This is a genomic window from Desulfosoma sp., from assembly GCA_037481875.1.
In the GTDB taxonomy this organism is placed as follows: domain Bacteria; phylum Desulfobacterota; class Syntrophobacteria; order Syntrophobacterales; family DSM-9756; genus Desulfosoma.
Genome location: JBBFKY010000010.1, coordinates 17,087 through 43,813 on the forward strand (window position 1 = coordinate 17,087; position 26,727 = coordinate 43,813).

Sequence of the window (26,727 nt, forward strand, 5' to 3'; positions counted from 1 at the left end):
GGTATGGGTTTGGCATCCCCCAAAATCTTGGTCCTTGGTGTGGGCAATGTCCTTTTGAAGGATGAGGGGCTCGGCGTGCATCTTGTGCGTCGGCTTGAGGCTTCTTATGCTTTTTCTGAAAATGTTGAGCTGATGGACGGCGGGACATTGGGCCTTCGGCTCTTGGACCCCATTTCCCAAGCGGATCATGTGATCGTGATTGACGCCATTCAAAAGGGCGAGGCGCCGGGAACGGTGCACAGAATCTCGGCGGAAGATCTTTCGAAAAAGGTGACGTTTAAGAATTCCATTCACCAGTTGGACTTAGTGGAAACTTTAGCCTACGCGGAAGTGCTTGGACAGCGTCCCAGTTGTATTATTATGGGCATGGAACCCCTGGATATAGAACCATGGGGCATCACCTTGACGGCGCCCGTGGCGGCTAACTTGAAGCAATTGGAAACCCTGGTCTTGGAGGAAATCCAAAAAGCGGGCGGGTCCTGGCTGCCGAGGTTTTTAGAGGTGAATCAAAAAGGTGAGGTGACGGATTATGTGTTTGGCGATTCCGGCGGAGATCCTAGAGATCCATGACGAAATGGCGACGGTGAAGGTGGGTGGCGCCGTGCGTAAAGCATCTCTCACGCTCCTGCCCGATGAAGCCTCGGTAGGTGACTATGTCATCGTCCATGCGGGTTTTGCTTTGCACAAAGTGGATCCTCACGAGGCGGAAGAATCTTTGCGCTTGCTACGTGAGTTAGCGGCTCATGCGTGACGTTCCAGACGGTACCTTTTCTGATTTAGAAATCGGCATGGCCTGGTGTGCGTGGAAACGGGATGACCTCTCGAATATTTCCCAAGCCGGTTACAAACTGCACCAGGCGTTCTAGTCCTAGACCGAAACCGGAATGAGGGGCCGAGCCGAATTCGCGAAGATCCACGTACCAGCCGTAGGCTTCGGGAGAAATGCCCTTACGCTCCATTTGTTCGAGAAGCACGTCCCGCCTTTCTTCCCTTTGAGATCCCCCGATGATTTCACCGACTCGGGGCACTAAAACATCCATGGCTGCCACTGTTTTTCCGTCGTCGTTGACTCTCATGTAAAACGGCTTGAGGTCTCGAGGAAAATCAATCACGGCCACCGGGCGTCGAAATTTTTTCTCCGTCAAATAGCGTTCGTGTTCCGATTGAAGGTCCGTGCCCCATTCCACGGGAAAAGCAAAGGGTTCCTTTGACTTCTTAAGGATATGGACCGCTTCGGTATAGGGAATCACTTCAAAGGCTTGATCTGCGACGACCTTCAGGGATTCCATCAAGCCGGGTTCCACGAATCGACAAAAAAACGAAAGATCTTCTTGCGCGTGTTCCAAAAGGTCTGAGACCAGGTATTGAAGGAATCTTTGAGCCAGATCGAGGTCATCTTGAAGGTCCGCAAAAGCCATTTCTGGTTCAACCATCCAAAATTCCGCCAGATGGCGGCTGGTATTGGAATTTTCAGCTCGAAAAGTGGGCCCGAAGGTGTAGACCTTGCCGAGAGCCAAGGCATAGATTTCTGCTTGAAGCTGTCCGCTGACGGTAAGAAATGTGGGTTTCTGAAAAAAGTCCTGCATAAAGGCAGAGGCTGCAGATTCCGTCACAGGTTCGGCCGGGTTCAAGGTGGTTACGCGAAAGACTTCGCCTGCCCCTTCACAATCACTGGTAGTGATGATGGGCGTATGCACATAGAAAAAGCCTTCCTGTTGAAAGAAGGTGTGAATGGCATAGCTGAGGCGGTTTCGAATGCGGGCGACGGCACTCAGAGTGTTGGTGCGTGGTCGCAGGTGAGCGATGGTTCTAAGGAATTCAAAGCTATGGCGTTTCTTTTGCAAGGGATACCGCGCCGGGTCGGCCCATCCGAAAAGAACGATGTCTTGAGCTAAGAGTTCGATGCTTTGGCCCTTGCCGGGCGATGGTGTGATGGTGCCGTGAATTTCCACGGCGGAACCTGTGGTCAGCCGTTCCGCTACGGCTGCCAGATGGGGGCGGTCCCTGTCCAGGATCACCTGAAGGTTGCGAAGGCATGAGCCGTCATTGAGTTCGACGAAGCTCACGCCGGCTTTGGAGTCCCTTCGAGTTCGAACCCAACCTTGAACCACCACATCTTTTTCCTGGTAGTGGGATTCGTTTCTGAAAATGTCTGCTATGCGAACGCCCTTGTGCATGGGTAAAGAAACCTCCCTTGACTGAGAACAGGCCCAAGGCTTCGGGGCCCTCGTGAACTCCTTTTGAACCGTGAGGCATCGCCTTCTTGAAAGCAAGCCGTGGCTTTCACGGTGGGCACTGTCGAGCACCGGCTTTGACAAGCCTCAAGGGATTCTGGTAACGGTGCCCTCACAGCCTTGAACCGTGGGGACCGAGGCTTCGTCATCAATCTCGAGGTTTTCTTAAAATGGAAGGCCCTGAAAGGGCAAGGAGAATCCCATGGGTCGGGGAGAAAAGGAATTTTGGCGCCGGCGTTTTTTAGGCACAGAAATGCTGCAGCCGAACCTTGACGGAACTCGCGTTTGGTTTCATGCTGCGTCGGTGGGAGAAGTCACAGGGGCCTTGGGTGTCATAAGGCGCCTGAACGCTCTGGATGCTCGAACCCAAGTGTTTCTCTCCGTAGGAACGCCTCAAGGTTACCTCTTTGCCCGGTCTCACCTCCCCGAAAACGTGAGGGTTTTTGCGGCTCCTTTGGATGTTCCATGGGCCGTGCGGCGCACGGTCATAAATCTTCATCCACATCTTTTTGTGGCTTTGGAGAGTGAATTTTGGCCTGTGCTCCATGGGTTCTTGAGAAAGTATGGAATCCCTGCGGTGCTTTTGAACGGCCGTATGTCAGAACGGTCATGGCGGCGCTATCAGAAGTTTTTTTTTCTCTTCGGCCCTGTTTTTGGTGCTATTCAATGGGCATCCGTGAAAACCTCTGAAGACAAACAAAGACTGATTTCTCTCGGGGTTTCTCCAGATCGAATCACCGTGACCGGTTCCGCCAAATACGATACTTTGCAGGATCGTGCCGATCCCTCCTTGATCACGTCATGGCGGCGACGCCTGGATCTGGATCAAAACATTCCTGTGATGGTTTGTGGAAGCCTGCGCGGGGAGGAATGCCGGACTCTGTTGGACATATTTGTCAAACTGAAAAGGGACTGCGCCACTTTGGTGGGTATCTTTGCCCCTCGCCATATGGACAAGGTTTCCTTCATGACGGACTGGCTTCAAAAACAGGGGATAGCTTACGAATTTTTGTCTTCATTTCTTTCAAAAACTGAAAGCCGGCGTCGATGTGACTGCCTTGTGGTGGACAGTATCGGACATCTTTTTGACTTGTACGGTTTAGGGAATTTGATTTTTTGCGGCGGAACTTTGGTTCCTGTAGGAGGACACAACATCGTGGAGCCTGTGGCGTGGGGAAAAACGGTGCACTATGGACCTCACGTGGAGAAGGTGATGGAGGAACATCGTGTTCTGCAGGAGCATGGGGTCGGGATCATGGTACGTGGTGCCGAGGAACTTTATGAACGATGGCGAAAATCCCTTCTTGCCGGAACCCTTTCCGAATTTCATAGTTCTGCTGCGAGAACAGCACTGCAGGAACTTGGCGGCGTTGCCGACCGCCAGGTGAAAGCACTGCAGAGGTTTTTGAATCCGTAGCCGATACCGAAGGCTTCCAATTAGCCTTAGGCTTTCTGTGTTTTTCTCTGATGCAGACGACTGATAGTAAATTGCAACAATAGGTCAAACAGACGTGGAAGCGACCATGGAAAGACTTATTCAGTTGTTGAAAGCGTACAAAGAGGGATCTGTGGAGTTGGATCAACTTTTGGATTTTCTTAATCGTTTGCCTTTTGAGAATCTGGGTTTCGCTCGAGTGGATCATCATCGATTGTTGCGGCGAGGCTATCCTGAAGTTGTTTACGGAGAGGACAAAGATGCCTCCCAAATCCTCCAGATCCTTAAAGCCATGTCTGTGACGGGAGCTCCGCTTTTGGTGACGCGTGTCAATCAAGAAAAGGCCATGGAGGTTTGTGCCTCAATGACGGATCTGCACTATGAGCCGAAGGCCCGCGTGCTGTACAGGAGAGGGTCGGCTCAGGAGAGTGCGGACTTAAAAAAAAGGCCTGTGCAGGTGTTGTCGGCGGGTTCTTCGGACCTACCGGTTGCCGAAGAAGCCGCCGTGACCGCGGAAGTTTTGGGACAACGGGTCCAGCGTTTCTATGATGTGGGTGTGGCCGGCCTTCATCGATTGTTGCATCTTCTGGATGAATTGTCTCAAGCCGCCGTTTATGTGGTGGTTGCGGGCATGGAGGGAGCGCTTCCCAGTGTCGTCGCCGGCTTGGTCAGGCGTCCCGTGATCGCTGTCCCGACAAGCATTGGCTACGGAGCTTCTTTCAAAGGACTTGCCCCCCTCCTGGGCATGCTAAACAGTTGTGCTCCCGGAGTGGCCGTGGTAAACATCGACAACGGTTTTGGAGCCGGCTATCTCGCGAGTATGATTGCCGATATGGCCAATGCTTGCCGGCTTGACGAATCCGAAGGTTCGGGAAAGTAACAAGGAGAAACTATGGCACGGGACTGGCGACCCAATGCGAGGGAGATGTCGGTCATCTCGAGGCTGGATCAAGCCAAAGAGGTGCAGCGTGCGCGGGCCCTGCAGTTGCTTCGGGACCATGTGGATGACCTCAGCGGGCGCATCGCCATGAAACTCATTGAAAACAAACTGGTGGAAACCACCAGCAAGAACGAACTGGAGGAGCAAATTCACCGCTGCTTGACCACTTTGCTTACAGCCGAAGAATTTGAGGTTCAGTACCAGGTTGCCAATATTCGTGATCTGGTGCCTCGACCCCATTTTGTAAGCCTCTACGTCACGGCTTATATCATCGAAAAGCTTATCAATCACCGCTGCATCGTGGATATTTACGGCACCGACGAAGAAATCTACCGCTGTGTTCATGCCCAGGTATCGCGCCTGATCCCTCTTCAGTAACCCTCTTTCAGCACCGCACCAGCAGATCGCAGCGGTCCATCAGTTGTTCCATGCGAAGACGTTCTCGAAGCGAAAAGGCGTCACAGCCTAAGCTTTGTCCGTAGTACCCGTTGACCACGCGCGTCGAAAAACCGTTCAGCCACGCCAACAATTTCTCCACAGGCCGTCCCTGCAGATACAGCGAGACGTCATTGACGAAGACCGCCTGTGCCAGAGCCGGTGTCATTTGCCTTAAAAGCAATTCGATGCGTTGGGCGTTTTCTTCGGCAAGCCGCCACCTTTCCTCCAAGGTCGCGGCTTGCAATCTAGGTGCAGCCAGCGTGGTGAAAAAGTAATGAATCTGCTCTGAAGCTGCAGGTGCCAGCCGACCTCCGATACCGGCCTGAAAGGCGGGATGCGTACTGGTGTGTGGAAGTTGAGGCGCCAGATCCACAACGGCGACTGGTTCAGGGAAGGTTCGGCAATAGCTTTCGAGAAGCCGGGCCGTCAAAGTTGTTTTCCCTCGGTTGACTTCGCCGACGATAAGAACAAATCGCCCTCGACAATCGTGGACGGAAATTGTTTTCGCTCTCACCTTATCGACCTTTCCCAAAGAAACAGTCCCAGGAAAACGGCAAACGCCAACACGGCCCAGCAAATGTCTCGCCGAGCCAAGGGACCTAGGCGCCTTTCAGCTTTGGTTTGGCGCGAAAAGCCCCTGGATTCCATGGCCAGGGCTAAGTTTTCCGCCAGCACAAAGGCTTGGACCAACAAGGGCATGACGAGGGCGAAAAGACGAGCCACATTGCTCAGTCGAAGGCGCACATCGATGCCTCGTGCCGTTTGCGCGTCATGGATATGATGAAGCGCCCGCCCCAGTAAAGGGACGTATCGCATGGCCGTGAGCAAAATGAACACTAGGGTGGCCGGCACTTTAAAGGATCGAAGTGCGAGGGCTAATTCCTCCGCCTTCAGAGTCTGAAAAAACACAGCCGATGCTGCGAAAAGATTGATGAGTCGAAGGGCCACATCCACGGCTGTTTCCAGGTCAAAGGCTATGGCGGAGATGACGAAAACCATCGCGACCATGGGCCAGACAAGATGAACCCAAGAAAGGCGAAGGGTTTCACGGGCCAGGGTGAAAAGTCCTATGGTGAGAAGCCCACTTTGGGCCATGAGTGCGGGTCGAGTTCTCGTGAGCAGAACCGCTGTGACCGCCAGCACTCCGATGAAAAGGCGGACCCTAGGATCCAGTCGACGTGAAGTTTCCCATGGACCTTTGGAGGCAGCCTCTGTCATGAGTGTTCTCTTTCAGGATCCATGGATTGATCTTCCACGAGGCGCCCCTGCTCCAGCACCAGACGACGGCGGCATACGGCCCGCGCAAAATCCGTGTCGTGGGTGACCACCATGATGCCCATGTGCCGATCCTTGGCAAGGGCTTTGAGCAGCTCAGCAAGTTGCCGGCGGAAACGACCGTCTTGGCCTGCTGTGGGTTCGTCCAGCACCAAAACCTGAGGTTTCAGGGCCAGAATGGAAGCAAGAGCCACCCTTTTTTTCTCACCCTCACTAAGCCGATAAGGGCTATGATTCTTGAACTCGGTCAGGCCGCAAAGCTCGAAGGTTTGAGCCATCCATTCGCGGTCGGCCGGGAAACCTTTTCTTTCGAGAAACTTCGGGCCTGCCCATACTTCGTCCTCAACCCTCACTTTGAAGAATTGATCATTGGGGTTTTGAAAGCTTACCCCTATATGCTGCGCTCGTTGTGAAGGAGGCATCGTGTGAATGGGTTGACCGCACCAGAGCGCGGAACCTTCATGGGGCTTTAAGAGTCCGCCGAGAATCTTGACCAGGGTTGTTTTTCCGGACCCGTTGGGGCCGGTGACGGCGACCCGTTCTCCCGCTCTAAGGGTAAACGACACTTTGTCCAGAATGGGCCTCTTATCCCGATAAAAACTGACCTGATTCAGCTCAAGCACTTCTGGCGCCTCAAGGATAGAGTCATCCTCCATGAGGTGCGAGTATTGTGGAAGGATACCCACATCCATGAGATGGGAAAGAGATGCCTGCGGAGAGCCGTCAAAACGAACGCGGCCCGATTCCATGACAAGGCATCGATTTCCAGGGAAAGCCTTCGCTTCAAAAAGATGTTCCGCCACTATGAGGCTTGTGTCGGAGTGAAGGACAGAGTTCAAGGCCTGCTGAACTCGTTTCCGATTTGGAGCGTCCAAATGGGCGTAGGGTTCGTCCAAAACCAAAAGACGAGGCTTGAGACACAAAGCGGAAGCCAAGGCAGTAAGCTGTTTTTCTCCGCCGGAAAGATCTTGCGGAGCCCGATGCCTTAGGTGTTCGATGCCGAAGAAGGAGAGAATTTCTTCGATTTTCTTGGAAAAGAGATGGTACGGGGTGGTGGAACGTTCCAAGGAAAACCGAAGTTCTGCTTCCACGGTGCTACAAAAAAGATATGCATCCGTGTTTTGGAGCACCAAGGCTACGTGTTCGCTCAGAACCGCCGGAGGTGTCTCGGGAACAGGTTGGTTGCAGACTTTTCCCCTGCCTGAAAAATGGCCGCCGAAAAAATGGGGTACCAAACCGTTAAGCACGTAAGTTAAAGTGGATTTTCCCGAACCGCTTGGGCCCAGAATGGCCAGCGACTCTCCAGGTTGCACATCCAGGCTGACATGATCCAGCGCCCACGAAGCCATTTCCTGGCGGCTCGGATAACGATACGCCACATTGTGCAAGTGAATCACGGTTGCCAGAGGCCTCCCTTGCGCAGCAAATGCAAGGCGGCCAGTCCCAGCAGGGTGCCTCCTAAGGTACTGATGCTGAAGGCGGTCATAAGGGTGATTAAGGGAATGGTTTTTTTCATGAAAACGGGAGCCACAATCCAGACGCTCACCAAGGCTCCAAGAACTCCCGTGCCCAGAATTTCCCCAAGGGCGGCGGCGTAGATGTTTTTCGTGGCCTTGTAAGCGAGACCCGCAAGAAGAGCTCCGATCATTCCGCCGGGAAAGGCCAATAAGGTGCCCAGCCCCAGAAGATTGCGAATGACAGCGGCTGTGGCGGCAACCACCACGGCATACCACGGACCAAGCATGACAGCGCTCATCACGTTGATCATGTGCTGCGCGGGAAAACACTTGGCGATTCCCACCGGAATGAAAATGGGAGACAAAGCCACGGCGAGAGCCACAAAGATAATCGCTCTGGCAATGTGACGCGTCTGCATCTTTCTCCCCCCTCAAATCCTGATGAAAAAAGCTTGCACCTTGAAGGGCTTTGAATCATTCCTTGCCCGTTCCAAGTCGATTTTCATAACATGGCCCCATGCAAAGCGCAACGAAGCATCCGTCAAAGTCCCCTTGGCTGCATGCACACATGATTCAGGAATATGGAAAGGCTTTGATGGAAAATCCAAAGCAAAGGCTCTTTTCGACGAGTCTTTATGGGGAAACGCCCGGTTTGGTTGACACACACGCCGACGGAAGGCTATGGTAGGGCGCATCTTTGTAGAATATGGAGAAAAACAGTCACGACTGTCATGAATAAGGCCGGGGGCCTTGCCTTGAGATGGTGGAGCCGCAGGAATGGGTAAGAATATTGGTTTTGTGTCCACTCGATTCGCCGGAACAGACGGCGTTTCTTTGGAAGCTGCCAAATGGGCTCAGATGCTTTGGGATCATCGCCATGTGTCCTATTGGTTTGCAGGGGTTTTGGATCGAAATCCTGATGTGAGCTTTTTGGTCCCGGAAGCTTTTTTTGATCATGAAGAAAACCAATGGATCAACCGTCGTGTTTTCGGTGTTCAGAAACGCACGCCTTACATTACGGGCCGTATTCATGCTCTTCGTGAATATTTGAAAATCAAGCTTTACGAGTTTATCGCCAAATTTGATATCGATATTTTGATCGTGCAGAACGCCGTCACCATTCCCATGCATATTCCCTTGGGATTGGCCATCACGGAACTGGTGGCCGAGTCGGGCATTCCGACGGTGGCGCATCATCATGATTTTTATTGGGAGCGCACGCGTTTTTCCGTAAACGCCATTCAGGACTATCTACAAATGGCGTTCCCCCCCAAGTTGCCCAATATTCAGCATGTGGTTATCAATTCCATCGCTCAAGAAGCTTTAGCGCTGCGCACGGGTATTTCTTCCATTATTATTCCTAATGTTTTGGATTTTGAGAATGAGCCATACGTGGACTGGGAATTCACCCAAAACTTTCGGGCGGAACTTGGGTTTCGTGAAGACGATATCCTCTTTCTTCAGCCGACTCGAGTGGTGCAGCGCAAAGGTATCGAGCATGCTATTGACCTGGTCCATGCTCTCGGGGATCCCCGTGTGAAACTTATCATTTCCCATGCCGCAGGAGACGAAGGCTTAGATTACTACCAATGGCTTCAGGATTATGCAGCGGACCACAACGTGGATATGCGTCTGATTTCCCATCACGTGAGTGACAAGCGTGGTGTGAATCAAGACGGCTCGAAACGCTATGCTCTGTGGGACGTCTATCCTCACTGTGATTTCGTGACGTATCCCAGCACCTACGAAGGGTTCGGCAATGCTTTTTTGGAAGCCATCTATTTTCGCAAACCTCTTTTGGTCAATCGTTATGATGTTTTCGTGCGGGATATTGAGCCTCAGGGTTTTGATGTGGTGGTTATGGACGGATATGTTTCTGATCGTGTGGTTCGGGAGGTGCGGGAGATTTTGGAATCCTCGGAGAGGCGTCGGCGCATGGTGGAGCACAACTACGCCGTGGCGACACGCCATTATTCCTATTCGGTGCTGCGAAGGCGGCTGGCCTTTTTGATTTCGAACTTTTTCGGCATTGAAATTTAGTAAAGGTGGCTTTGTGCCGGCTGAAGGGGGCAGCGATGGTTGCGGTGGTCATGGCGGGAGGATCCGGAACACGATTTTGGCCTTTGAGCCGAGCTTCGTATCCCAAGCAGTTCTTGAAAATCATTGGGGATAAGCCCCTGCTTCGCGTAACCTATGAGCGTATTCGGCCGCTTTTTCAAGAGGATCGCATTTTGGTGGTGGTCGGGGCCGAGCATGAAGCTGAAACCCGTCGAATCCTTTCCGATACGCGTGCCAGAATCTTGGTGGAACCCTTTGGGCGAAACACGGCTCCTTGTGTAGGACTGGCTTCCCGATACGCCGCCTGGATGGGTGTCACGGAGCCCTTGGTGATTCTCCCGGCGGACCATTACATTGCCGACGCGGAAGCCTTTTGCCGTGCCATTGAAACGGCCGGTGCTCTGAGTGTGGCCGGTGGCATCGGCACCTTAGGGATTGTGCCCACGAGACCGGAAACGGGTTATGGCTATATTGAAGCGGTTCAAGATAATCCCATCAGCGACGGGGCCTATTCCGTGCTACGGTTCGTGGAAAAGCCGCCAGTCCATGTGGCCGCTGAATACTTTCAAAGCGGTCGTCATTATTGGAATGCGGGCGTTTTTGTGGCCACTCCGCAAACCCTTCTGCAGGAATTTTCAAAGCACATGCCGGCCTTTTTCGAGGGACTTAAGACCTTGGATTTGGTTTTTGAAACGCCTCGATTGGCAGATCATCTGACATCCATTTATGGTGAGGTGGAAAATATCTCTTTTGACTACGCTATCATGGAAAAGACGAGTCAGCCTGTGTTTGTGGTTCCTGTAAACTGTGGGTGGAGTGACGTGGGTTCTTGGATGAGTGTTTACGAAGTTCGCCGAAAAGACTACGGGGATGCGGAAGGCAACATCGTGCAAGGGGACGCCCACGCTATCCGATGCCGGGAATGTTTCGTCGTGGCGGAAGGAGGACGATTTGTGGCGCTCCTAGGTCTGGATCGAGTCCTGGTGGTCGACACGCAGGACGCTTTGTTGGTGGCCGGCCTTGAAAGCAACCAGGATGTACGGTTGATCGTCGACCATCTGAAAGAGCATGGACGAAAAGAACTTCTATAAATATTGTCCTTACTGCGCAGGTCCGGTGAAGCTTAACACTAAAGGTCGGCTTCATTGCGCGGTCTGCGATGTGGTGTTTTACAGAAACCCGACGGTGGGCGTGGCGGTGGTGGTTTTGGAAAGCGGAAACCTGCTCCTGGTGCGTCGTCGAGGGCGGTATGAGGGACAATGGTGTATTCCCTGCGGTCATGTGGAGTGGGGCGAGGATGTGCGAGAAGCCGCCGCCAGGGAGCTCCTGGAAGAGACCGGTGTGCAGGTGCAGGTGGGGCCTGTGGTGGCGGTGCACTCCAACTTTCACGATCCGGCGCAACTGACCGTGGGGATTTGGTTTTACGGACGCCGAATTGGAGGCACGCTACGGGCGGGATCCGATGCGCAAGCCGTCGGTTTTTTCCCCTTGGATCATTTGCCTGAACCGTTAGCATTCCCAACGGATGAGCGAGTGTGTGCCCTATTGCGTCGACATGCGCAGCATGGAACATTGGAGTCGTGGATTGCCTGCCTGGATAACGGTTTTGCTTAGGGATAGAAGGACAATGAAACCATGCAAACATGGCTCGTAACGGGAGGGGCTGGTTTCATCGGCAGCAATTTTGTCCATCTGGTGCGCGGCCTCAAAAAGGCTCGTATCGTGAACTTGGACAAATTGACCTATGCCGGGCATCTGGAATCTTTGGAACCGCTTGCGGAGGATTCGGACCACATCTTTGTTCGAGGAGATATCGGTAATGTCGAGTTGGTCTTCTACCTGTTGAGCACCTTCGGGGTGTCCGCCGTTATAAATTTTGCGGCGGAATCCCATGTGGATCGTTCCATCGATGGGCCTGGAGATTTTGTCCAAACGAACATTGTGGGGACATTTCGACTTCTGGAGGCGGCTCGCCATTATTGGAACACTTTGGATTCCGATCATCGAGCCCGTTTTCGGTTCCTGCATATTTCCACCGATGAAGTCTATGGATCTTTAGGACCTGAAGGTTTTTTCACCGAATCGACACCCTACGCGCCCAATTCTCCTTATTCCGCGTCCAAAGCGGCTTCGGATCATCTGGTACGCGCCTATCACGAAACCTACGGACTGCCGACCTTAACCACCAATTGTTCCAACAACTACGGTCCATACCAATATCCGGAAAAGCTCATTCCTCTCATGATTCTGAACGCCTTGGAAGGAAAGAACCTGCCCGTTTACGGAGACGGGCTTCATGTGCGCGATTGGCTTTACGTGGTGGACCATTGCGAAGCGATTCTGCGCGTCCTGGACTCCGGTCGTCCTGGGCAGACTTACAACATCGGCGGTCATAACGAAAAGACCAACGTGGAAGTTGTTCGAACCCTGTGTCAGGTTTTGGAGGAAATGGTGCCCTCTCGGGACAACCCGGCTTTGCAGCCGAAAGGTTTGCGTTATGAAGACCTTATCACGTTTGTTTCAGACCGCCCCGGCCATGACCGTCGCTACGCCATCGATGCGTCCAAGATTGCTCGAGAACTGGGCTGGCGCCCCAAGGAAACCTTTCTTTCAGGCTTGCGTAAGACCGTCCAGTGGTACTTAGATCATAGGGATTGGTGTCGAAGAGTCACGGAAGGGGTGTACGATCGATCCCGATTGGGAACGGGGATTCAAGGTGCCGGGCCGCGCGCTCGACAATCCTCTCAGATTCTAGGAGAGAATAGATGAGAGTTATGAAACCCTATGAAATGAAGGCTTTGGTTTTAAGCGGTGGTTCAGGAACCCGCCTTCGACCTCTCACCTACACCGGCGCCAAACAACTTGTTCCCGTTGCCAACAAGCCTATTCTTTTTTACGTGCTGGAAAACATCGCCGCGGCGGGTATTCGGGATGTGGGGCTCGTGATTGCGCCGGAAACCGGCCAGGAGGTTATGGAAGCCGTGGGAAACGGAAGCCGCTGGGGTCTCAACGCCGAATACATTTTGCAGGAGCGGCCCCTGGGATTGGCGCACGCCGTGCTCACAGCCAAGGATTACTTGAAGACAGCCCCTTTTCTCATGTACCTGGGGGATAACCTTATAGGATGCCGAGTTCGCTGCGAGGTGGAGCAGTTCCTTGAGGACGATTCTCTTTCGGCGGCCATTTTCCTTAAAGCCGTTCAGAACCCAAGAGCTTTCGGGGTCGCCGTCGTCAACGGAGACGGTCAGGTGGTGGACTTGGTTGAAAAACCCTCGGAGCCTCCATCCAATCTCGCCCTGGTAGGCATTTATCTGTTTCGGCCGGAAATTTTTGAAGCCATTGGAAACATTCGGCCTTCTGCACGGGGAGAACTGGAGATCACGGATGCTATTTCATGGCTCATCAAAAGCGGTCGAAAAGTTCATAGTCACATTATTGAAACATGGTGGTTGGATACCGGCAAAAAGGACGATCTCCTTCTAGCCAATGATACCGTCATGGACGATTGGCTCAAGACCCACATTGCTGGTTTTGTGGACCCTCAGAGCCATGTGACCGGGCGCGTTCATATTGAAGAAGGAGCCCAGTTGATTCGGTCTGTGGTACGAGGTCCCGTGATCATCGGAGCCGGAGCGAAACTGGTGGAAGCCACCATTGGACCTTTTACGGCCATCGGACCCGGCGTGCTTATAGAGCGTTCCACGGTGGACCATTCGGTGATCATGGAAGGATGTCACATTCGGGATATTTCGCGGCTTGAAAATTCCGTGTTGGGACGCCGAGTGAGAGTCTGTCCAACTTCAACCCCCCATGGAGCCATCAGCCTGATGGTGGGGGATGATTGCGTTGTTGAGATCAAGAGATGAGAAGGGTGTGATGGATATTCATTGACGAGGGACCTGACCCTTTGCTACAGAAAACACAAACTCTGAGAGGCGAAAGAAGCGCAAAAGAACGCTCGTTGTAGAAGCCCAGCCGTAAGAGGAGGCCGACATGTGGGGAATTGATTTTATGTGTGCCGCGTTGAAGCGTAGTCTAGCCAGTATGCTTCCGTGGGACATTCCGTGGTACGATCCCAGCCATGCTGTCTTTTTCGCTGCACTTTACGGGGCCTTAGGGGTTATCGGCCTTGGTGTGCTTATCGCCGTCCTTATGACCCTTAAAGATCTCAAGAAGGGCAACGGCGCGCACCACTGATTTCTTGTCGCCCGTGCCTCGGTGTTTTTCGTGCCCCCATAAAAAGGGCTTCTCCTGCATTGCCTCAAAGGCGGTCCTGCAGACCGCCTTTTCCATCCCTGAATTCTTGAATTTTCCTCATACAGCAGGACTCAGAGACCGAATGGACAGGAGGACGGCGCATGGATCCGAAAACGTTTCGCGAATATGACATTCGCGGTTTGGTGGACAAAGAGATTCATGACGAGGATGTGGAGCGGCTGGGCAAGGCTTTTGCCACCTATTTGGCCCCGTTTGGTCGTCGTCGTGTGGTTGTGGGGCGGGACTGCCGTCTGAGTTCGGAGCGGTACCGAGACCTTTTGGTGCAAGGCATGCTTTCCGGAGGACTGGACGTGGTGGATGTGGGTGTCTGCCCGACCCCTCTCCTTTATTTCGCCATTCGACATCTGGACCGGGAGGGCGGCATCATGATCACGGCAAGCCATAACCCTCCGGAATATAACGGCTTTAAAATCTGCAACGGCTACGACACCATTTCGGGTCCCGAAATTCAGAAACTCAAGGCCGTCATGGACGCTGGTAACTTTGTTCAGGGATCCGGCACTCTTCGTCATGAAGACATCGTGACACCCTATTGGGAGTTCGTCAGTGGGAATATAAAATTGGATCGGCCTCTGAGGGTCGGGGTTGATGCAGGCAATGCCGTGGGAGGCCCCGTGGCGATTCCTTTGCTGGAAAGATTGGGCTGCCGGGTCTACCCCCTCTATTGTGACATGGACGGCACTTTTCCCAATCATGAACCCGATCCGACGGTGCTGGAAAACCTCAAGGACCTCATTGAGTTGGTTCGGCGTGAATCCTTGGATGTGGGGATTGCTTACGACGGGGATTGCGACAGACTCGGCGTCGTGGATCATGAAGGGCGCGTGGTTTACGGGGACAAACTGATGATCATTTTCGCTCGAGAAATTCTCAACCGAAAACCCGGCGCCGTCTTCATCTCAGAGGTCAAGTGCTCAAAGACCTTGTACGATGACATTCAAAAACGTGGTGGGACCGCCATCATGTGGCGCACCGGCCATTCCTTGATCAAAGCCAAGATGAAGGAAACGGGAGCCGACTTAGCGGGCGAAATGAGCGGCCATATGTTTTTTAAGGATCGCTATTTCGGGTTTGACGACGGTATTTATGCCTCCTGCCGGCTTCTGGAGATTTTAGCTCGCACGAACAAGAGAATTCCCGAGCTCTTGGAAGGTGTTCCGGAAACGGTGACGACCCCGGAAATCCGCGTGGCATGTCCGGATGAGATCAAGTTTCAGGTGGTGGAGCGGGCCGTGGAGTATTTCAAAAAGGCCGGCTATGACGTGATTGACGTGGATGGAGCCCGCATTGTGTTTCCCGACGGCTGGGGATTGGTAAGGGCTTCCAACACGCAACCTGTGCTGGTGCTGCGTTACGAGGCGGAAACAGAGCATCGACTCAAAGAAATTCAGAAGCTCATTGAAGACACCATTGAAAAGATTCGATCCGGGGCCATGTAAAAATACCCTGAGCGCTCGACATAAACAGCCGAGTTCAACCGGCGGATGCGCTCCATCCCTTGGACCCATCGACGGGGCGGACCCTTGTGTCCGCCCCGTCGATCCCGCGAAAGCTTTAGAGAGCTTAAGCTTTGACGATTTTTTCCCTACCTTCCAAAACGCCTTTGGTGGCGTTTCGTGTATCGATCACAAGAGGGGCATGACGAACGATCCAAGAATAATCGTAAGCGCTGTGGTCCGTCAGAATCACCACGGCGTCTGAGGATGATAGGGTTTCTTCGTTGAGAGGCACCGATTCCAGATCGAAACGATGCTTACGACCCGGTTTTAATTTCGGAATATGGGGATCGTTGTACGAAACAAGGGCTCCTCGTTCCTGCAGCAACTGCATGACTTCATAAGACGGAGATTCACGATCGTCATCGATATCCTTTTTATAAGCCACGCCCAGAATGAGAATACGCGATCCTTTCAAACATCGACAGCGTTCGTTGAGGGCTTCGATGATACGTTCCAGGACGTAATAGGGCATGGAGACATTCACTTCGCCGGCCAGTTGTATGAATCGAGTGGCGAAATCGTATTCCCGAGCTTTCCACGACAAGTAAAAGGGGTCGATGGGGATGCAGTGCCCCCCCAAACCCGGGCCTGGGTAAAAGGGTGTGAATCCGAAAGGCTTGGTAGCCGCCGCTTCGATCACTTCCCAGATATCGATACCCATACGAAAAGCCAAAACCTTGAGTTCATTGACCAGAGCAATGTTGACACTTCGGTAAATATTTTCGAGAAGCTTGGTGAGTTCCGCAACCCGAGTGCTGGAGACGGGCACGACGCGTGTCACGGCATGGCTGTACAAAGCCTTGGCACATTCCAGACATGCCGGCGTGACACCACCCACCACCTTGGGAATGTTGCCCGTGTGGAACTGAGGATTTCCAGGGTCTTCCCTTTCGGGAGAAAAGGCAAGGAAAAAGTCATGTCCTACCCGAAGCCCGGTGCGTTCCAATTTGGGCAGCATGAGCTCCTCGGTGGTGCCGGGATACGTAGTGCTTTCCAGCACCACAAGATGCCCGGCTCTGAGATGCCGGGCAATGGTGTCTGTGGTACTTTCGATGTAACGAAGGTCGGGTTCCATTTTGTCGGTCAACGGAGTGGGGACGCAGATGATGATGCAGTCGGCTTCGCGAAGCCGCTCGAAGCTGATGGTCACATCCAACTGTCCGGCTTCGAGAAATCTTTGCACAGGTTCGATGGGAATATGCCGAATATAGCTTCTTCCGTGCAGCAGAGCATTGATCTTGGCGCTGTCCACATCGAAGCCGATGAGAGGAAATCCGGCTTCTCCGAAACGGATCAACAGAGGTAAGCCCACGTAGCCCAGTCCAATGATGCCGACGGTGGCTTTTCGCTCGTGAATCTTTTGAAGCAAGTTTTCCATAGATGTAGAACCTCCGATTTTGGGTTGGGTCTCCAAGCGAGAAAGGGAAAATATTGAAGAAGATTCTGCCTAAGAAAAGAGCAAAGAGCAATGGAGAAACGACAAAAACATTCTGAAATCTGCGTGGTGACAGGTGCCGCCGGTTTCGTGGGAAGCCATCTGTGTGAAAAACTTCTGGCCTTGGGGTATACCGTTGTCGGTATCGATAACTTCTTTTCCGGACATCGGGAAAACCTGGAACCCTTTGTGGAGCATCCTCGATTTTCTTTTCATGAAAGGTCTGTGACGGAGCGCGGCCTGTTAAAGGAGATCAGGGAACGCCAGGGGGCTCTCTTTGCCGTTTTTCACCTGGCGGCCATTGTGAGTGTGCCTTATTCGCTGGAACATCCCCAAGAGACTTTTCATGTGAACACGGAGGCCACCCTTTTTCTTTTGGAAGAAGCCGAAGGGTTGGGGGCACGTTCCTTTGTGTTTGCGGGATCTGCTGCAGAATATGGCGATCAGGACCGCGTGCCCTTGAGTGAGGCGGATGCCGACGATCACACTCGATGGTTAAGTCCTTATGGGGAAGCTAAGTATCGGGCGTCCATGGCTGTGGCGTCCCGCCGAGGTCCTCTGCGAGGGGTATCCTTGCGATGTTTTAATATCTACGGTCCCCGGCAGGATCCTTTTAGCCCTTACAGCGGCGTGATTTCCCGTTTTGTGGATATGGCCCTAACCCAAAGGCCTTTGACCGTCTTCGGAGACGGTCTGCAGACCCGAGATTTCGTTTTCGTCTCGGATGTGGTGGATGCGTATTGTCGCGCCGGTCTAAGAATCGAAGACGACGATAAGATCGTTTCAGGTATTTACAATGTGGGATCGGGGCGGGCAACCTCCATCGTGGATCTGGCCCGATTGATTTGTCGCTTGACACAGCGGCCGGAATCCATAACGTTTGGTCCAGAACGTCCCGGGGACATTCGACATAGCACTGCGAACATCGACGCCATCAAAAGAGATCTCAACTGGATGCCCCGGATCGGCTTGGAAGAGGGTTTGACGAGAACCATTCAGTGGATGCGCGGTTCGAAATGACGTGCGGCAAGCAGAGCCTGTCTTTGAGGACCCAAGGTTTTCATCAGCAAAGGAGGAAACCGTGAAGAAAGCGATCGTAGCGGGTGTGGCGTGCCTGGCTTTGGCGCTTGTGGTCGTGACGTGTAAACGTTTTCGCGACGAAGGTCAACTGCCCATGAGTCGAGCTCTTGAGCCGTATCGTGCCATGGATTTCGGTCACCTTTTGGGGATGGAGGGTTTCAGTGACGCCCTTCTCAAGATGCATTTCACCCTGTATCAAGGCTATGTGAACAATACCAACGCTCTTTTGGAAAAGACTCGAGCCTTGGCCAAAGAAGGTAAAACTGATGGGCCGGAATATGCCGAATTGAAAAGGCGATTGGGTTTCGAATTCAACGGTATGAAACTGCATGAGTATTACTTCGGCAATCTGGGCGGATCCGGCGTTTTGCCTGAAGGCAATCCTCTCTATGAAGCTATAGTGGAAAACTTCGGCAGCTTTGAAAACTGGAAAGCGGATTTCATTGCTACGGGAAGAATGCGCGGCATCGGTTGGGTTGTTCTTTACCAAGACCCGGCAACGGGCCGTTTGGTGAATACGTGGATCAACGAACACGAAACGGGGCATTTTGTGGGATGTCTGCCTTTGTTGGTCATGGACGTTTTTGAACATGCTTATGTGACGGACTACGGTCTCGACCGCAAGGCCTACATCGAAGCTTTCTTTAAGAACCTTAACTGGAAAGTGGTTTTGCAACGTCTCGGTGTTGCGGTCAAAGAGACCGATTTTCCCGAACCCAAGACGTCGGCGCCCAAAGGTGGGTCTCAGGGGGAAAAAACAGGGCCGGCGGCATCGGAAAAGGTGACGGAAGCGTCGAAGTCTTGAGAGGGCCAACAAGCATACGGGATTATTAGGAGACGGAAGGGCTGGTGTCTCGCCCGCATCATGAGGGGTCCCTCGGCCCGTGCGTGTAGGAGAACAACCAGTTTCAGGCTTGCAAGGGCGAGGCGTGCCTCGCCCCTACCATGCAAGGCGGCCAGGGTTCGGCAAGCACGAGGACCGAGAGAGCGCGATACCTTCATTGTAGGTCATGGCGTCGGAAGGATAGAGCAAAACAAAAGATCTTTTTTTAGACAAATGGTCCACGGGCTCCGGGCTTTGAACAGGGGCCCGCACGCACGTGAGAAAGGCTTTTTTTTGTTGCATTCTTGAACCCGCTCGGCCAAAGGCGCGTGGCTGGAGTGGGATTCTTTTTCCGAACCGATTGAGGCCTTTTGGAGAAACAGCGATGGAAAGCATGGTGGAATCCCTGAGAAGACAAAGAGAATTGGTTTTGCAGGGTGCCGATGACGAAGCATTGCGTCGGCACATGAGCCTTTTGGAGATTGCGGTCATCAGTTTGCATAATCGTCTCGTAAACCGAATGGCCTCGGAATCCGAGCGGTTTCGTTCCAGCGGCGCCATCTTAGCCGTGGGACTCTTGGGACGGGGTCTTCTTGGTCCTCAGGATCCGGTAAGCCTTTTATGGCTGCGCACGGAGACCTTTCCTTGGGACGAGAATGCGCAGCGGGAGATAGTAACGCCCCTCAAAGAGGCCGGGTGGCAGGTGCGTTTGCAATGTGCCACGATCCCGGAACTGTTGGAGGAAGCGGGATCTCGGCTAGGTTTCTTTTTTGAACTGCTCGATGCCCGCTATCTTTCCGGAAACCGACAATTGGTGGCCGAACTGGATCATGCTCTGGACGATTTCATCCTTGAGCATCAACGACCCCTGTTAGACCATCTCTATGAAGGGATTCGAGCACGTCAAGCACGGCTTTCCATGGCCGAAGACTGGCTGGAACCAGACATGCTGGATAGCCCGGGAGCCCTCAAAGACATCGATACCATTCGCTTTGCCGCGCGTATCCTTTTGGACGTTCGCTGCTTTGACGATGCCATTTTTCAAGGATATCTGACGCGCAAGGAAGTGGATCGACTGCAAAATGCAGAAAAAAAACTGCTTAAATGGCTCAATCTGCTTCGCACCGTGAAGGGTGACCGCCAGAGTGTTCTGGATTTCAAGGTTCAAGAGATTTTGGCCGAAAAACTAGGCTACAGCGGCAGGTCCGGCTTTCTTCCTGTGGAATCTTTCATGCAAGAAGTGCATGAAACACTGCATGACGTGTTTTGTGTCAGTTCAGAGTTTTGCGAACGTCTTCAGGAGACAGGGAAAATCGCCTTGGGGCCTTCGCCTTCGGGACCTAGAGTGGCCGTAGAAGAAGGAGTGTCTCTGGTTGGTGGACGGCTCCATGTGGATCCGGGACGCCTTGAGCCCACCGCAGCCAACGTGATCCGCCTCTATGTGTTGGCGGCGCAGCACAGAGCCGGCTTTTCCAGTGCCACGCGTCGTTGGCTGCATCATCACCGTAGCGTTGTGGAAACCTCCACAGGGGACCCCGAGGTCCAAGAGGCTTTTCTACGGTTGCTGTCCATCGATGACGGTCATGTATCGGTGATTCGGCGCTTCTACAATGACGGATTTTTAAGGGCTCTCGTTCCCGAAACGTCCTTGGTGCACGCCCTCGTGCAACACGACGCTTTCCACGTATATCCGTTACATGAACACCATTTGAGGACCTTGCGGGAAATCAAACGGCTTAAAGCCGGCGAGTATCAAGAGGAAGAGCCGGAACTGACGTCATTGGCCCAGGAAATGGGGGACAATCCATGGCTTTCTCTGGCGGCTCTCTTTCACGACATCGGCAAGCATGCTGGCAGTCATCATGCCAAACATGGAGCGGATATGTTTCCTGTGATCGCTCGGCGTCTCGGCATTAGCCCCGAAGGGTCTGATTTGGTCAGTTTCCTGATTCGAAACCATCTGCTGCTTATGGACACAGCTTCCATGAGGGATCTCGGCGACATGGAACTTCTGGTTCAATGCGCCCGTACCGTTGAAGATCCTGAACGATTGCATCTGCTCATGCTCTTGAGTTTTGCGGACATGATGGCCACAGGGCCGCGAGCTGTGCAGAAATGGCGGGATACCCCGGTCCATGAGCTTTACCGAAAGTTACTGGATCTTCTGGAAAAGGGGGAGCCTGGGGAAGAGATTCTTGCAGAACGCCTGCAAAGACTGAAGGAGGCGGTTCTTGAAAAAATGGCCCACTTGGTGGACCGCTCCCGCTTAGAAGAACACTTTCGTGACCTGGCTCCTCGTTACGTGCTGACCAGTTCCCCGGAAGCCGTGGCGCGCCATCTCCGTTTGGAAATGGAACTAGGACCTGAACCCGAAGCCTTTGTCTGGGAAGTGGAAAAGGAAAACGGAGGCGTGGAAATCACGGTGCTCAGCCGCGAAGTGCCTGGTTTTCTTGCAAAAGCGGCCGGCGTTTTGACCCTCCACAATCTGGATATTCGAGACGCTCGAGTTTTTACCAAAAAAAACGGTGTCATGATTTTCGTTTTCAGATGCCGATTTGTTTTTCCAACCCAGGAAGAACCCGATTGGGGATCGGTGCGCGCCGATCTGCGTCGTCTTCTGGAGGGGCGATTGGCTCTGGATTACCGCATCGCCGCCCATGCAGCGGCCAAAAGATTATCGCCTGCACGCTCCTTGATTCCCAGTCCCAGCCGTGTTCTTTTGGATAACGATTCGGCCAAGGATTACACCATCGTGGAAGTGTACACCATGGACCGCCCGGGGCTTTTGTACACCATCACTCGAACGCTCTTGGATTTACAAGTGCGCATCTATGTGGCCAAAATCACCACCAAGGTGGATCAGGTCGCGGATATCTTCTACATCAAGAATCATCGAGGAGAAAAAGTGACCGACCGCGAACAGATGGATGAGATTTGTCGGGCGCTGCTTTTCTATCTCGACGGACCGGCTGGGTTCGAATCCTAAGAAACGAGGATGCATTCCATGTCTCTCTATATTCGTCGTCTATGGGAAGGCGGTCACACCCATTATGTGCTTAAGGAATCTTATTGGAACGGATCGTGTTTTGCCACGAGAAGCATTCTCGATTTGGGAACGGATCCCACGGAGTATATTGTTTACACGGGAGGCAATGGGTTCTACTTCAGTGACGCTGTGGAGGAGGCTTTTGCCCGCTTGGGGCTAGAACCGGAAACGGAGGATTTGGAAAAAGCTTTTCTGTTGTATCTTGATCCGCACATTCGAAGAATTATAGAAAATTTTACCACGGGAAAAAAAGCACCTTCCCTTTCATGGAATGCCGAAGAATGTGCCCATCACCAAAGATTCCTTCATCCTTTCGATAAAAGGCGTATGCATTTTTTGCGATGCGGTCGAATCGACATTGGAAACCTGGAAGGTAAATCCTGGAAGTTTCTCAATGTGCTGTGCGATAAAAGCCGAGACGAGATCGAACATGTCATTGAGGGTATGGAAAAGGATCTCCGTCCTCAGGAGCGAAGAAACTACCTGTTTACGGCGCTGGAACTTCAAAGGTACTTTCCAAGCCATCTTCTGAAAAACAATCCCGCCGCCTTGGATTCGGAAAAAGTTGATGCCTATTTCCTCGAGGAAATTTGCAGACTGAACGAAGACGCCACATTCTTTTTCGGCGTTGAAGACCATGATCCTCGAAAGCTGCATTCTTTCCTTGTCAAGTACGTCATCATGTATTTCGATCACAGCTTCACCCCTGAATCCTTGTGGAACCGGGTCTTTAACGACTTTCTACGCAACCGACAATTTCGCTTTCAGCCTCCTGCACGCCAGACCTTAACGGAAGAGGAAGCCTGTGCCTGTTTGGGACTCCATCCAAAAGAATACCGGGCCATGAGCGCGCAGGCTCTGACCCGGCATTATCGTAAGCGAGCCAAAAAGCACCACCCTGATACGGGCGGGGATCACGAAACCTTCATTCGCCTTTCTCAAGCCTACGAGTGCCTCGTTCGCCGCAAGGCACATCGGCATTAAGAAGCACGGCTGCAGCGATCATCGCAGCTCACACTGGAGCAAATCCTGGACCACGGTGTAGGGATCCGTTTCTCTTTGTGTGACCTTGCTTACCAAATCGTCCAGGCTTTGTCCTCTTTTTTCCATGCGTCGCAGCAACTCCGCCAAAGCTTCTTCCCGCAGAGTCTCCAAAAGTTGCGTCCTAGCCCTTTTTTGGGAAACGGCTTCCCATTGGATCCTATCGTTTTCCAGCAGGTACTGCCGATGACGTTCCACGGCTTCCAGAAGTTCCGGAACGCCTCGCCCTTTCAAGGCTTCGGTTTCGATGATGGGCGGTTCCCAGTGCTGATCCTGCGATCTTCTGAGACCCAGTTCGATCAGGTTTCGCAATTCCCGCACAGTCTTACGGGAGCCTTCGCGATCCGCTTTGTTGACCACGAAGATGTTGCCGATTTCCATGATGCCGGCCTTGATGGCCTGCACTTCGTCGCCCATGCCGGGAATGGTCACGAGGATCGTGGTATGAGCGCAATTGGCGATGTCCACCTCATCCTGGCCCACCCCGACGGTTTCCACCATGATCACGTCTTTACCCATGGCATCCAGGACAGTGATCATGTCGTTGGTGGACTTGGTGAGTCCACCGAAGTGGCCGCGCGTGGCCAAACTGCGAATAAAGACGCCGCCATCCAAAAAATGGCGCTGCATACGAATGCGGTCCCCCAAAATGGCTCCGCCTGTAAATGGGCTGGTAGGATCGATGGCCAGAATACCTACGGTAAGGCCTTTCTTTCGATATTCCATGGCCATTTGATCCACCAACGTGCTCTTACCCACTCCCGGGGATCCCGTAAATCCCAGAATGTAAGCCCGACCTGTGTGGGGGTAGAGCTCTTTCAAAATCTCCCGCGCGGAAGGCATTTGGTCATCGATGTCCCGCAGAAGGCGAGCGACGGCCCGAACATCTCCCGCCAGGATTTGGTCCACGATGCTCATGATTTGTGCCTCTTTGTCATTCAGCCACCATGGCTTTCCTCGGTTTGACATTGGTACGGACCCATTGAACGATATCGTCCAGTTTGGCCCCTGGCTCAAAAATTTCTTTAATCCCGATGGCCTTGAGTTTGGGAATGTCTTCAAGCGGGAAAATGCCGCCGCCGATGACCGTGATGTCTTCGGCATTATTTTCTTTGAGCAGTTCCATGATTCTCGGAAAAGAATACCGATGGGCTCCGGACAGAATACTTAGACCGATCAGATCCACATCCTCCTGAATGGCGGTGCTGACAATTTGTTCCGGTGTTTGATGGCATCCAGTGTAGACCACTTCAAAACCAGCGTCGCGAAAGGCTCGAGCGATTACACGGGCGCCTCGATCATGCCCGTCCAGTCCCGGTTTGGCGATTAATATACGAAGTTTCCTTTCATCGGCCATGGAAACGGTCCCTCCTGTGTCGTCGTTCTTTGTCGATTCACACATGCGGGCCGCAAAGAGCGGCACATTCGATCATGTCGTACCAGAATGAGTGCGAAGCGGTTTCTTCCATTCGTGTGAGGCTGCTCGACAACGCACCACAACCGTCACCTTGTACGCTCCTTCAAGGTATGGGCAAAACGGGCCTCGTCCCGACAAGCCTGAAACTGCGTTTTTTCTCGAGAAAGCAAGCCTCTATCACGCTCACTATGCGGACGGGACGCCCGCACTTCAAGACCCCCATCGCCCTTCCTCATTGTTGGACCACTACCTAGAAAGTTCCCGGGTCGCTATAGGTGCCGAAGACTTCCCGATAGAGATCGCAACACTCCTGTTCCGTGGCACCGGCTCGCACCGCTTCGATCAGAGCCGGCATCACATTGTTTTCCCAACAAGGCGGCCCTTCGCAGCGCCGACGTAGCTCATCCATAGCCTTTTGCAACTTGACCTTGTCTCGTTTTGCCTTAAACTGGCGTGTGCGCTCAATCTGGAAATTTTCCAATTCATCGTCGATGCGAAGCACAAATTCCAGATCCGGTCGAGCACTGGGGAATTTGTTGACTCCGATGATGATTTTTTCGCCCTTTTCCACCTGCTGCTGAAAGTGATAAGCTGCATCCGCAATTTCCATCTGCGGATAGTCCTTTTCAATGGCCGCAACCATGCCGCCCAGCTCGTCGAGCTTACGGATGTAAACCATGGCCTCTTCTTCCATCTTGTCTGTCAGGGCTTCCACAAAGTAGGAACCGGCCAGAGGGTCAATCACGTTGGCCACGCCCGTCTCGTCGGCCAAAATCTGCTGGGTCCTCAATGCAATGCGCACCGCCTCCTCACTGGGAATCATGTACACTTCGTCCAGCGAGTTGGTATGCAGGGATTGGGTGCCGCCCAGAATGGCCGCTAGAGCTTCCGTGGTGGTACGAATAATATTGTTGTACGGTTCCTGAGCTGTCAGAGAACAACCCGCTGTCTGGGTGTGGAAACGACACATCATGGAACGTGGCTTTTGCGCCTTGAAACGATCCTTCATCAAGCGGGCCCACAGGCGTCGTGCGGCACGCATTTTTGCGATTTCTTCGAAGAAATCGATATGAGAATTCCAGAAGAAGGACAAGCGCCCCGCAAAGTCATCCACCTTAAGACCCCGCTTGAGACACTCTTCCACATAGGTGATCCCGTCGTAGATGGTGAAGGCCAATTCTTGAACGGCCGTGGCCCCCGCTTCTCGAATGTGGTAGCCGCTGATGCTGATGGTGTTCCATCGCGGCACTTCATAGGTTCCGAATTCCACGGTGTCCACCACAAGCCGAAGGCTCGGTTCCGGAGGGAGCATCAGAGTCTTTTGAGCGATGAACTCTTTTAAGCAGTCGTTTTGAATAGTGCCGCCCAGCTTCCTTCGATCGTAGCCCTCGTTTTCCGCATTGGCAATGTACATGGCCCAGATGACGGAAGCCGGAGGATTGATGGTCATGGAGGTGGTGACTTCTTCCAGATTGATCCCCGCAAAGAGACGCTGCATGTCGTCGATGGTGTCGATGGCCACACCGCACTTGCCGCATTCGCCACGGGCCAATGGAGATTCGGTGTCATAGCCCATCAGGGTCGGAAAATCAAAGGCGGTGCTCAGCCCCGTCTCCCCATGCTCGATAAGATAATGAAACCGTTTGTTGGTGTCTTCGGCGGTGCCGAGCCCGGCAAACATACGCATAGTCCATAGACGCGCCCGATACATGGTGGGCTGAACACCTCGCGTAAAAGGATACTGCCCCGGAAACCCAATGTCCTGCAAGTAATCCTTTTCCTTGATGTCCAGCGGTGTGTAAAGCGCCTTCACTTCCATGTCGGACACGGTGGAAAACCGTTCCAATCGTTCCGGCATCTTTTGCAGAGCCTTTTCGTACTCCTGCAGCCAGTCCTTGTATTCCTTTTCCATGCGATCCAATTGTGATTCCGAAAACATCTTTTGGCCCATAATGCTGTCCCTCCTCCATCAATGAAAACCCGCGAGTCACAAGCAGATGCAGCGTTGGCGGCGAAAGGCTTCAAGAACGAAAATGACTCGTCTTTCAGGATTCCATGAAAACGTCATTTCGTACCCGTACCTGAACCATGCGCCGTTCCTTGCTTCGTCAAAGGACCAGCTTTTGAAGGCCCCGTCAAGAATTCTTTTGCAAAGAGACGCCATGAAGGGACGCCCCTGACTTTCGGTTGTTGCAGATGAGTGGTGATTGAGAGCCGAAGAGCCGGCTTGGAGCCTGTGAAACCGTGCTGTGCATGAAACAGGTGTGCGGC

At 52.9% G+C, this 26,727-nt stretch carries 25 protein-coding genes; 16 read left to right on the forward strand and 9 right to left on the reverse strand.

Features of this window, described 5'->3' with window-relative positions:
• Positions 1 to 3: 3 nt before the first annotated feature.
• Both WHS46_12305 and WHS46_12310 read left to right on the forward strand, forming a co-directional pair.
• Positions 4 to 570, forward strand: a complete 567-nt coding sequence (locus WHS46_12305) for a HyaD/HybD family hydrogenase maturation endopeptidase (GenBank protein MEJ5349456.1) — start codon at positions 4 to 6, stop codon at positions 568 to 570.
• A 4-nt stretch (positions 571 to 574) separates the two neighbouring features.
• Positions 575 to 751 (forward strand): HypC/HybG/HupF family hydrogenase formation chaperone, encoded by a 177-nt coding sequence (locus tag WHS46_12310; GenBank protein ID MEJ5349457.1) that lies wholly within the window; start codon positions 575 to 577, stop codon positions 749 to 751.
• A gap of 25 nt (positions 752 to 776) precedes the next feature.
• Here WHS46_12310 and asnS read toward each other — a convergent pair whose 3' ends face one another.
• On the reverse strand, positions 777 to 2,177 hold the full coding sequence (asnS, locus tag WHS46_12315) for an asparagine--tRNA ligase (protein ID MEJ5349458.1): 1,401 nt from the start codon (positions 2,175 to 2,177) through the stop codon (positions 777 to 779).
• A gap of 259 nt (positions 2,178 to 2,436) precedes the next feature.
• On the opposite strand from asnS, the gene WHS46_12320 reads away from it, so the two are divergent.
• From WHS46_12320 to WHS46_12330, 3 genes are all read left to right on the forward strand, one after another.
• Positions 2,437 to 3,651 carry a glycosyltransferase N-terminal domain-containing protein gene (locus tag WHS46_12320; GenBank protein MEJ5349459.1) on the forward strand — a complete coding sequence of 405 codons (1,215 nt, stop codon included), beginning with the start codon at positions 2,437 to 2,439 and terminating at the stop codon, positions 3,649 to 3,651.
• Between the two features lie 106 nt (positions 3,652 to 3,757).
• Entirely contained in the window at positions 3,758 to 4,549 is a 792-nt protein-coding gene (gene larB, locus WHS46_12325; GenBank protein ID MEJ5349460.1) for a nickel pincer cofactor biosynthesis protein LarB, read from the forward strand.
• 12 nt (positions 4,550 to 4,561) lie between these two features.
• Positions 4,562 to 4,987 carry a hypothetical protein gene (locus tag WHS46_12330; protein MEJ5349461.1) on the forward strand — a complete coding sequence of 142 codons (426 nt, stop codon included), beginning with the start codon at positions 4,562 to 4,564 and terminating at the stop codon, positions 4,985 to 4,987.
• 7 nt (positions 4,988 to 4,994) lie between these two features.
• On the opposite strand, the gene WHS46_12335 is transcribed toward WHS46_12330, so the two are convergent.
• From WHS46_12335 to thiW, 4 genes are read right to left on the reverse strand one after another with little or no spacing between them, the layout of a single operon-like run.
• On the reverse strand, positions 4,995 to 5,561 hold the full coding sequence (locus WHS46_12335; protein ID MEJ5349462.1) for a hypothetical protein: 567 nt from the start codon (positions 5,559 to 5,561) through the stop codon (positions 4,995 to 4,997).
• Positions 5,558 to 6,265: an energy-coupling factor transporter transmembrane component T gene (locus tag WHS46_12340; protein ID MEJ5349463.1), complete on the reverse strand. Its 708-nt coding sequence runs from the start codon at positions 6,263 to 6,265 to the stop codon at positions 5,558 to 5,560. Before WHS46_12340 ends, WHS46_12335 begins: the two co-directional genes overlap by 4 nt.
• Complete coding sequence (locus WHS46_12345; GenBank protein MEJ5349464.1) at positions 6,262 to 7,719, reverse strand: ATP-binding cassette domain-containing protein; 1,458 nt, start codon at positions 7,717 to 7,719, stop codon at positions 6,262 to 6,264. Before WHS46_12345 ends, WHS46_12340 begins: the two co-directional genes overlap by 4 nt.
• Entirely contained in the window at positions 7,716 to 8,198 is a 483-nt protein-coding gene (gene thiW / locus WHS46_12350; GenBank protein MEJ5349465.1) for an energy coupling factor transporter S component ThiW, read from the reverse strand. The genes WHS46_12345 and thiW overlap by 4 nt, the downstream gene beginning before the upstream one ends.
• A gap of 358 nt (positions 8,199 to 8,556) precedes the next feature.
• Here thiW and WHS46_12355 point away from each other — a divergent pair, with 358 nt between their 5' ends.
• The 7 genes from WHS46_12355 to WHS46_12385 all read left to right on the forward strand — a co-directional run bounded on the left by WHS46_12355 (position 8,557) and on the right by WHS46_12385 (position 15,554).
• Entirely contained in the window at positions 8,557 to 9,819 is a 1,263-nt protein-coding gene (locus WHS46_12355) for a glycosyltransferase family 4 protein (protein ID MEJ5349466.1), read from the forward strand.
• Between the two features lie 35 nt (positions 9,820 to 9,854).
• Complete coding sequence (locus WHS46_12360) at positions 9,855 to 10,928, forward strand: sugar phosphate nucleotidyltransferase (protein ID MEJ5349467.1); 1,074 nt, start codon at positions 9,855 to 9,857, stop codon at positions 10,926 to 10,928.
• Positions 10,906 to 11,451 carry an NUDIX hydrolase gene (locus WHS46_12365; GenBank protein MEJ5349468.1) on the forward strand — a complete coding sequence of 182 codons (546 nt, stop codon included), beginning with the start codon at positions 10,906 to 10,908 and terminating at the stop codon, positions 11,449 to 11,451. Before WHS46_12360 ends, WHS46_12365 begins: the two co-directional genes overlap by 23 nt.
• Before the next feature lie 21 nt (positions 11,452 to 11,472).
• The gene (gene rfbB, locus WHS46_12370; GenBank protein MEJ5349469.1) at positions 11,473 to 12,606 is read left to right on the forward strand and encodes a dTDP-glucose 4,6-dehydratase; all 1,134 of its coding nucleotides are present in this window, start codon (positions 11,473 to 11,475) and stop codon (positions 12,604 to 12,606) included.
• Positions 12,603 to 13,703, forward strand: coding sequence for a glucose-1-phosphate thymidylyltransferase (locus tag WHS46_12375; GenBank protein ID MEJ5349470.1), 1,101 nt, complete (start codon positions 12,603 to 12,605; stop codon positions 13,701 to 13,703). The genes rfbB and WHS46_12375 overlap by 4 nt, the downstream gene beginning before the upstream one ends.
• A 127-nt stretch (positions 13,704 to 13,830) precedes the next feature.
• Positions 13,831 to 14,034 (forward strand): hypothetical protein, encoded by a 204-nt coding sequence (locus WHS46_12380; protein ID MEJ5349471.1) that lies wholly within the window; start codon positions 13,831 to 13,833, stop codon positions 14,032 to 14,034.
• Positions 14,035 to 14,195: 161 nt separating this feature from the next.
• Positions 14,196 to 15,554: a phosphomannomutase/phosphoglucomutase gene (locus WHS46_12385; GenBank protein MEJ5349472.1), complete on the forward strand. Its 1,359-nt coding sequence runs from the start codon at positions 14,196 to 14,198 to the stop codon at positions 15,552 to 15,554.
• A 124-nt stretch (positions 15,555 to 15,678) separates the two neighbouring features.
• On the opposite strand, the gene WHS46_12390 is transcribed toward WHS46_12385, so the two are convergent.
• Positions 15,679 to 16,992: a nucleotide sugar dehydrogenase gene (locus WHS46_12390; protein MEJ5349473.1), complete on the reverse strand. Its 1,314-nt coding sequence runs from the start codon at positions 16,990 to 16,992 to the stop codon at positions 15,679 to 15,681.
• Between the two features lie 90 nt (positions 16,993 to 17,082).
• On the opposite strand from WHS46_12390, the gene WHS46_12395 reads away from it, so the two are divergent.
• The 4 genes from WHS46_12395 to WHS46_12410 all read left to right on the forward strand — a co-directional run bounded on the left by WHS46_12395 (position 17,083) and on the right by WHS46_12410 (position 22,982).
• Positions 17,083 to 18,069 (forward strand): NAD-dependent epimerase/dehydratase family protein, encoded by a 987-nt coding sequence (locus WHS46_12395; protein ID MEJ5349474.1) that lies wholly within the window; start codon positions 17,083 to 17,085, stop codon positions 18,067 to 18,069.
• 61 nt (positions 18,070 to 18,130) lie between these two features.
• Positions 18,131 to 18,934 (forward strand): superoxide dismutase, encoded by an 804-nt coding sequence (locus WHS46_12400; protein ID MEJ5349475.1) that lies wholly within the window; start codon positions 18,131 to 18,133, stop codon positions 18,932 to 18,934.
• A 403-nt stretch (positions 18,935 to 19,337) separates the two neighbouring features.
• Positions 19,338 to 21,938 carry an HD domain-containing protein gene (locus WHS46_12405; GenBank protein ID MEJ5349476.1) on the forward strand — a complete coding sequence of 867 codons (2,601 nt, stop codon included), beginning with the start codon at positions 19,338 to 19,340 and terminating at the stop codon, positions 21,936 to 21,938.
• A gap of 18 nt (positions 21,939 to 21,956) precedes the next feature.
• Entirely contained in the window at positions 21,957 to 22,982 is a 1,026-nt protein-coding gene (locus tag WHS46_12410; protein ID MEJ5349477.1) for a J domain-containing protein, read from the forward strand.
• 18 nt (positions 22,983 to 23,000) lie between these two features.
• Here WHS46_12410 and meaB read toward each other — a convergent pair whose 3' ends face one another.
• The 3 genes from meaB to WHS46_12425 all read right to left on the reverse strand — a co-directional run bounded on the left by meaB (position 23,001) and on the right by WHS46_12425 (position 26,407).
• Positions 23,001 to 23,957, reverse strand: a complete 957-nt coding sequence (meaB, locus tag WHS46_12415; GenBank protein MEJ5349478.1) for a methylmalonyl Co-A mutase-associated GTPase MeaB — start codon at positions 23,955 to 23,957, stop codon at positions 23,001 to 23,003.
• 16 nt (positions 23,958 to 23,973) lie between these two features.
• Positions 23,974 to 24,396, reverse strand: a complete 423-nt coding sequence (locus WHS46_12420) for a cobalamin B12-binding domain-containing protein (protein ID MEJ5349479.1) — start codon at positions 24,394 to 24,396, stop codon at positions 23,974 to 23,976.
• Between the two features lie 310 nt (positions 24,397 to 24,706).
• Entirely contained in the window at positions 24,707 to 26,407 is a 1,701-nt protein-coding gene (locus WHS46_12425) for a methylmalonyl-CoA mutase family protein (protein ID MEJ5349480.1), read from the reverse strand.
• Positions 26,408 to 26,727: the final 320 nt, after the last annotated feature.

Bases quoted from the DNA above. Each gene is read 5' to 3' on its own strand.
- WHS46_12380 (MEJ5349471.1), top strand. From the start codon at position 13,831: ATGTGGGGAATTGATTTTATGTGTGCCGCGTTGAAGCGTAGTCTAGCC.
- WHS46_12355 (MEJ5349466.1), top strand. From the start codon at position 8,557: ATGGGTAAGAATATTGGTTTTGTGTCCACTCGATTCGCCGGAACAGAC.
- WHS46_12425 (MEJ5349480.1), bottom strand. From the start codon at position 26,407: ATGGGCCAAAAGATGTTTTCGGAATCACAATTGGATCGCATGGAAAAG.
- WHS46_12405 (MEJ5349476.1), top strand. From the start codon at position 19,338: ATGGAAAGCATGGTGGAATCCCTGAGAAGACAAAGAGAATTGGTTTTG.
- WHS46_12390 (MEJ5349473.1), bottom strand. From the start codon at position 16,992: ATGGAAAACTTGCTTCAAAAGATTCACGAGCGAAAAGCCACCGTCGGC.
- WHS46_12420 (MEJ5349479.1), bottom strand. From the start codon at position 24,396: ATGGCCGATGAAAGGAAACTTCGTATATTAATCGCCAAACCGGGACTG.
- meaB (MEJ5349478.1), bottom strand. From the start codon at position 23,957: ATGAGCATCGTGGACCAAATCCTGGCGGGAGATGTTCGGGCCGTCGCT.
- asnS (MEJ5349458.1), bottom strand. From the start codon at position 2,177: ATGCACAAGGGCGTTCGCATAGCAGACATTTTCAGAAACGAATCCCAC.
- WHS46_12365 (MEJ5349468.1), top strand. From the start codon at position 10,906: ATGGACGAAAAGAACTTCTATAAATATTGTCCTTACTGCGCAGGTCCG.
- WHS46_12385 (MEJ5349472.1), top strand. From the start codon at position 14,196: ATGGATCCGAAAACGTTTCGCGAATATGACATTCGCGGTTTGGTGGAC.
- WHS46_12410 (MEJ5349477.1), top strand. From the start codon at position 21,957: ATGTCTCTCTATATTCGTCGTCTATGGGAAGGCGGTCACACCCATTAT.
- WHS46_12360 (MEJ5349467.1), top strand. From the start codon at position 9,855: ATGGTTGCGGTGGTCATGGCGGGAGGATCCGGAACACGATTTTGGCCT.
- WHS46_12395 (MEJ5349474.1), top strand. From the start codon at position 17,083: ATGGAGAAACGACAAAAACATTCTGAAATCTGCGTGGTGACAGGTGCC.
- rfbB (MEJ5349469.1), top strand. From the start codon at position 11,473: ATGCAAACATGGCTCGTAACGGGAGGGGCTGGTTTCATCGGCAGCAAT.
- WHS46_12310 (MEJ5349457.1), top strand. From the start codon at position 575: ATGGCGACGGTGAAGGTGGGTGGCGCCGTGCGTAAAGCATCTCTCACG.
- WHS46_12340 (MEJ5349463.1), bottom strand. From the start codon at position 6,265: ATGACAGAGGCTGCCTCCAAAGGTCCATGGGAAACTTCACGTCGACTG.
- WHS46_12375 (MEJ5349470.1), top strand. From the start codon at position 12,603: ATGAGAGTTATGAAACCCTATGAAATGAAGGCTTTGGTTTTAAGCGGT.
- thiW (MEJ5349465.1), bottom strand. From the start codon at position 8,198: ATGCAGACGCGTCACATTGCCAGAGCGATTATCTTTGTGGCTCTCGCC.
- WHS46_12320 (MEJ5349459.1), top strand. From the start codon at position 2,437: ATGGGTCGGGGAGAAAAGGAATTTTGGCGCCGGCGTTTTTTAGGCACA.
- larB (MEJ5349460.1), top strand. From the start codon at position 3,758: ATGGAAAGACTTATTCAGTTGTTGAAAGCGTACAAAGAGGGATCTGTG.
- WHS46_12305 (MEJ5349456.1), top strand. From the start codon at position 4: ATGGGTTTGGCATCCCCCAAAATCTTGGTCCTTGGTGTGGGCAATGTC.
- WHS46_12330 (MEJ5349461.1), top strand. From the start codon at position 4,562: ATGGCACGGGACTGGCGACCCAATGCGAGGGAGATGTCGGTCATCTCG.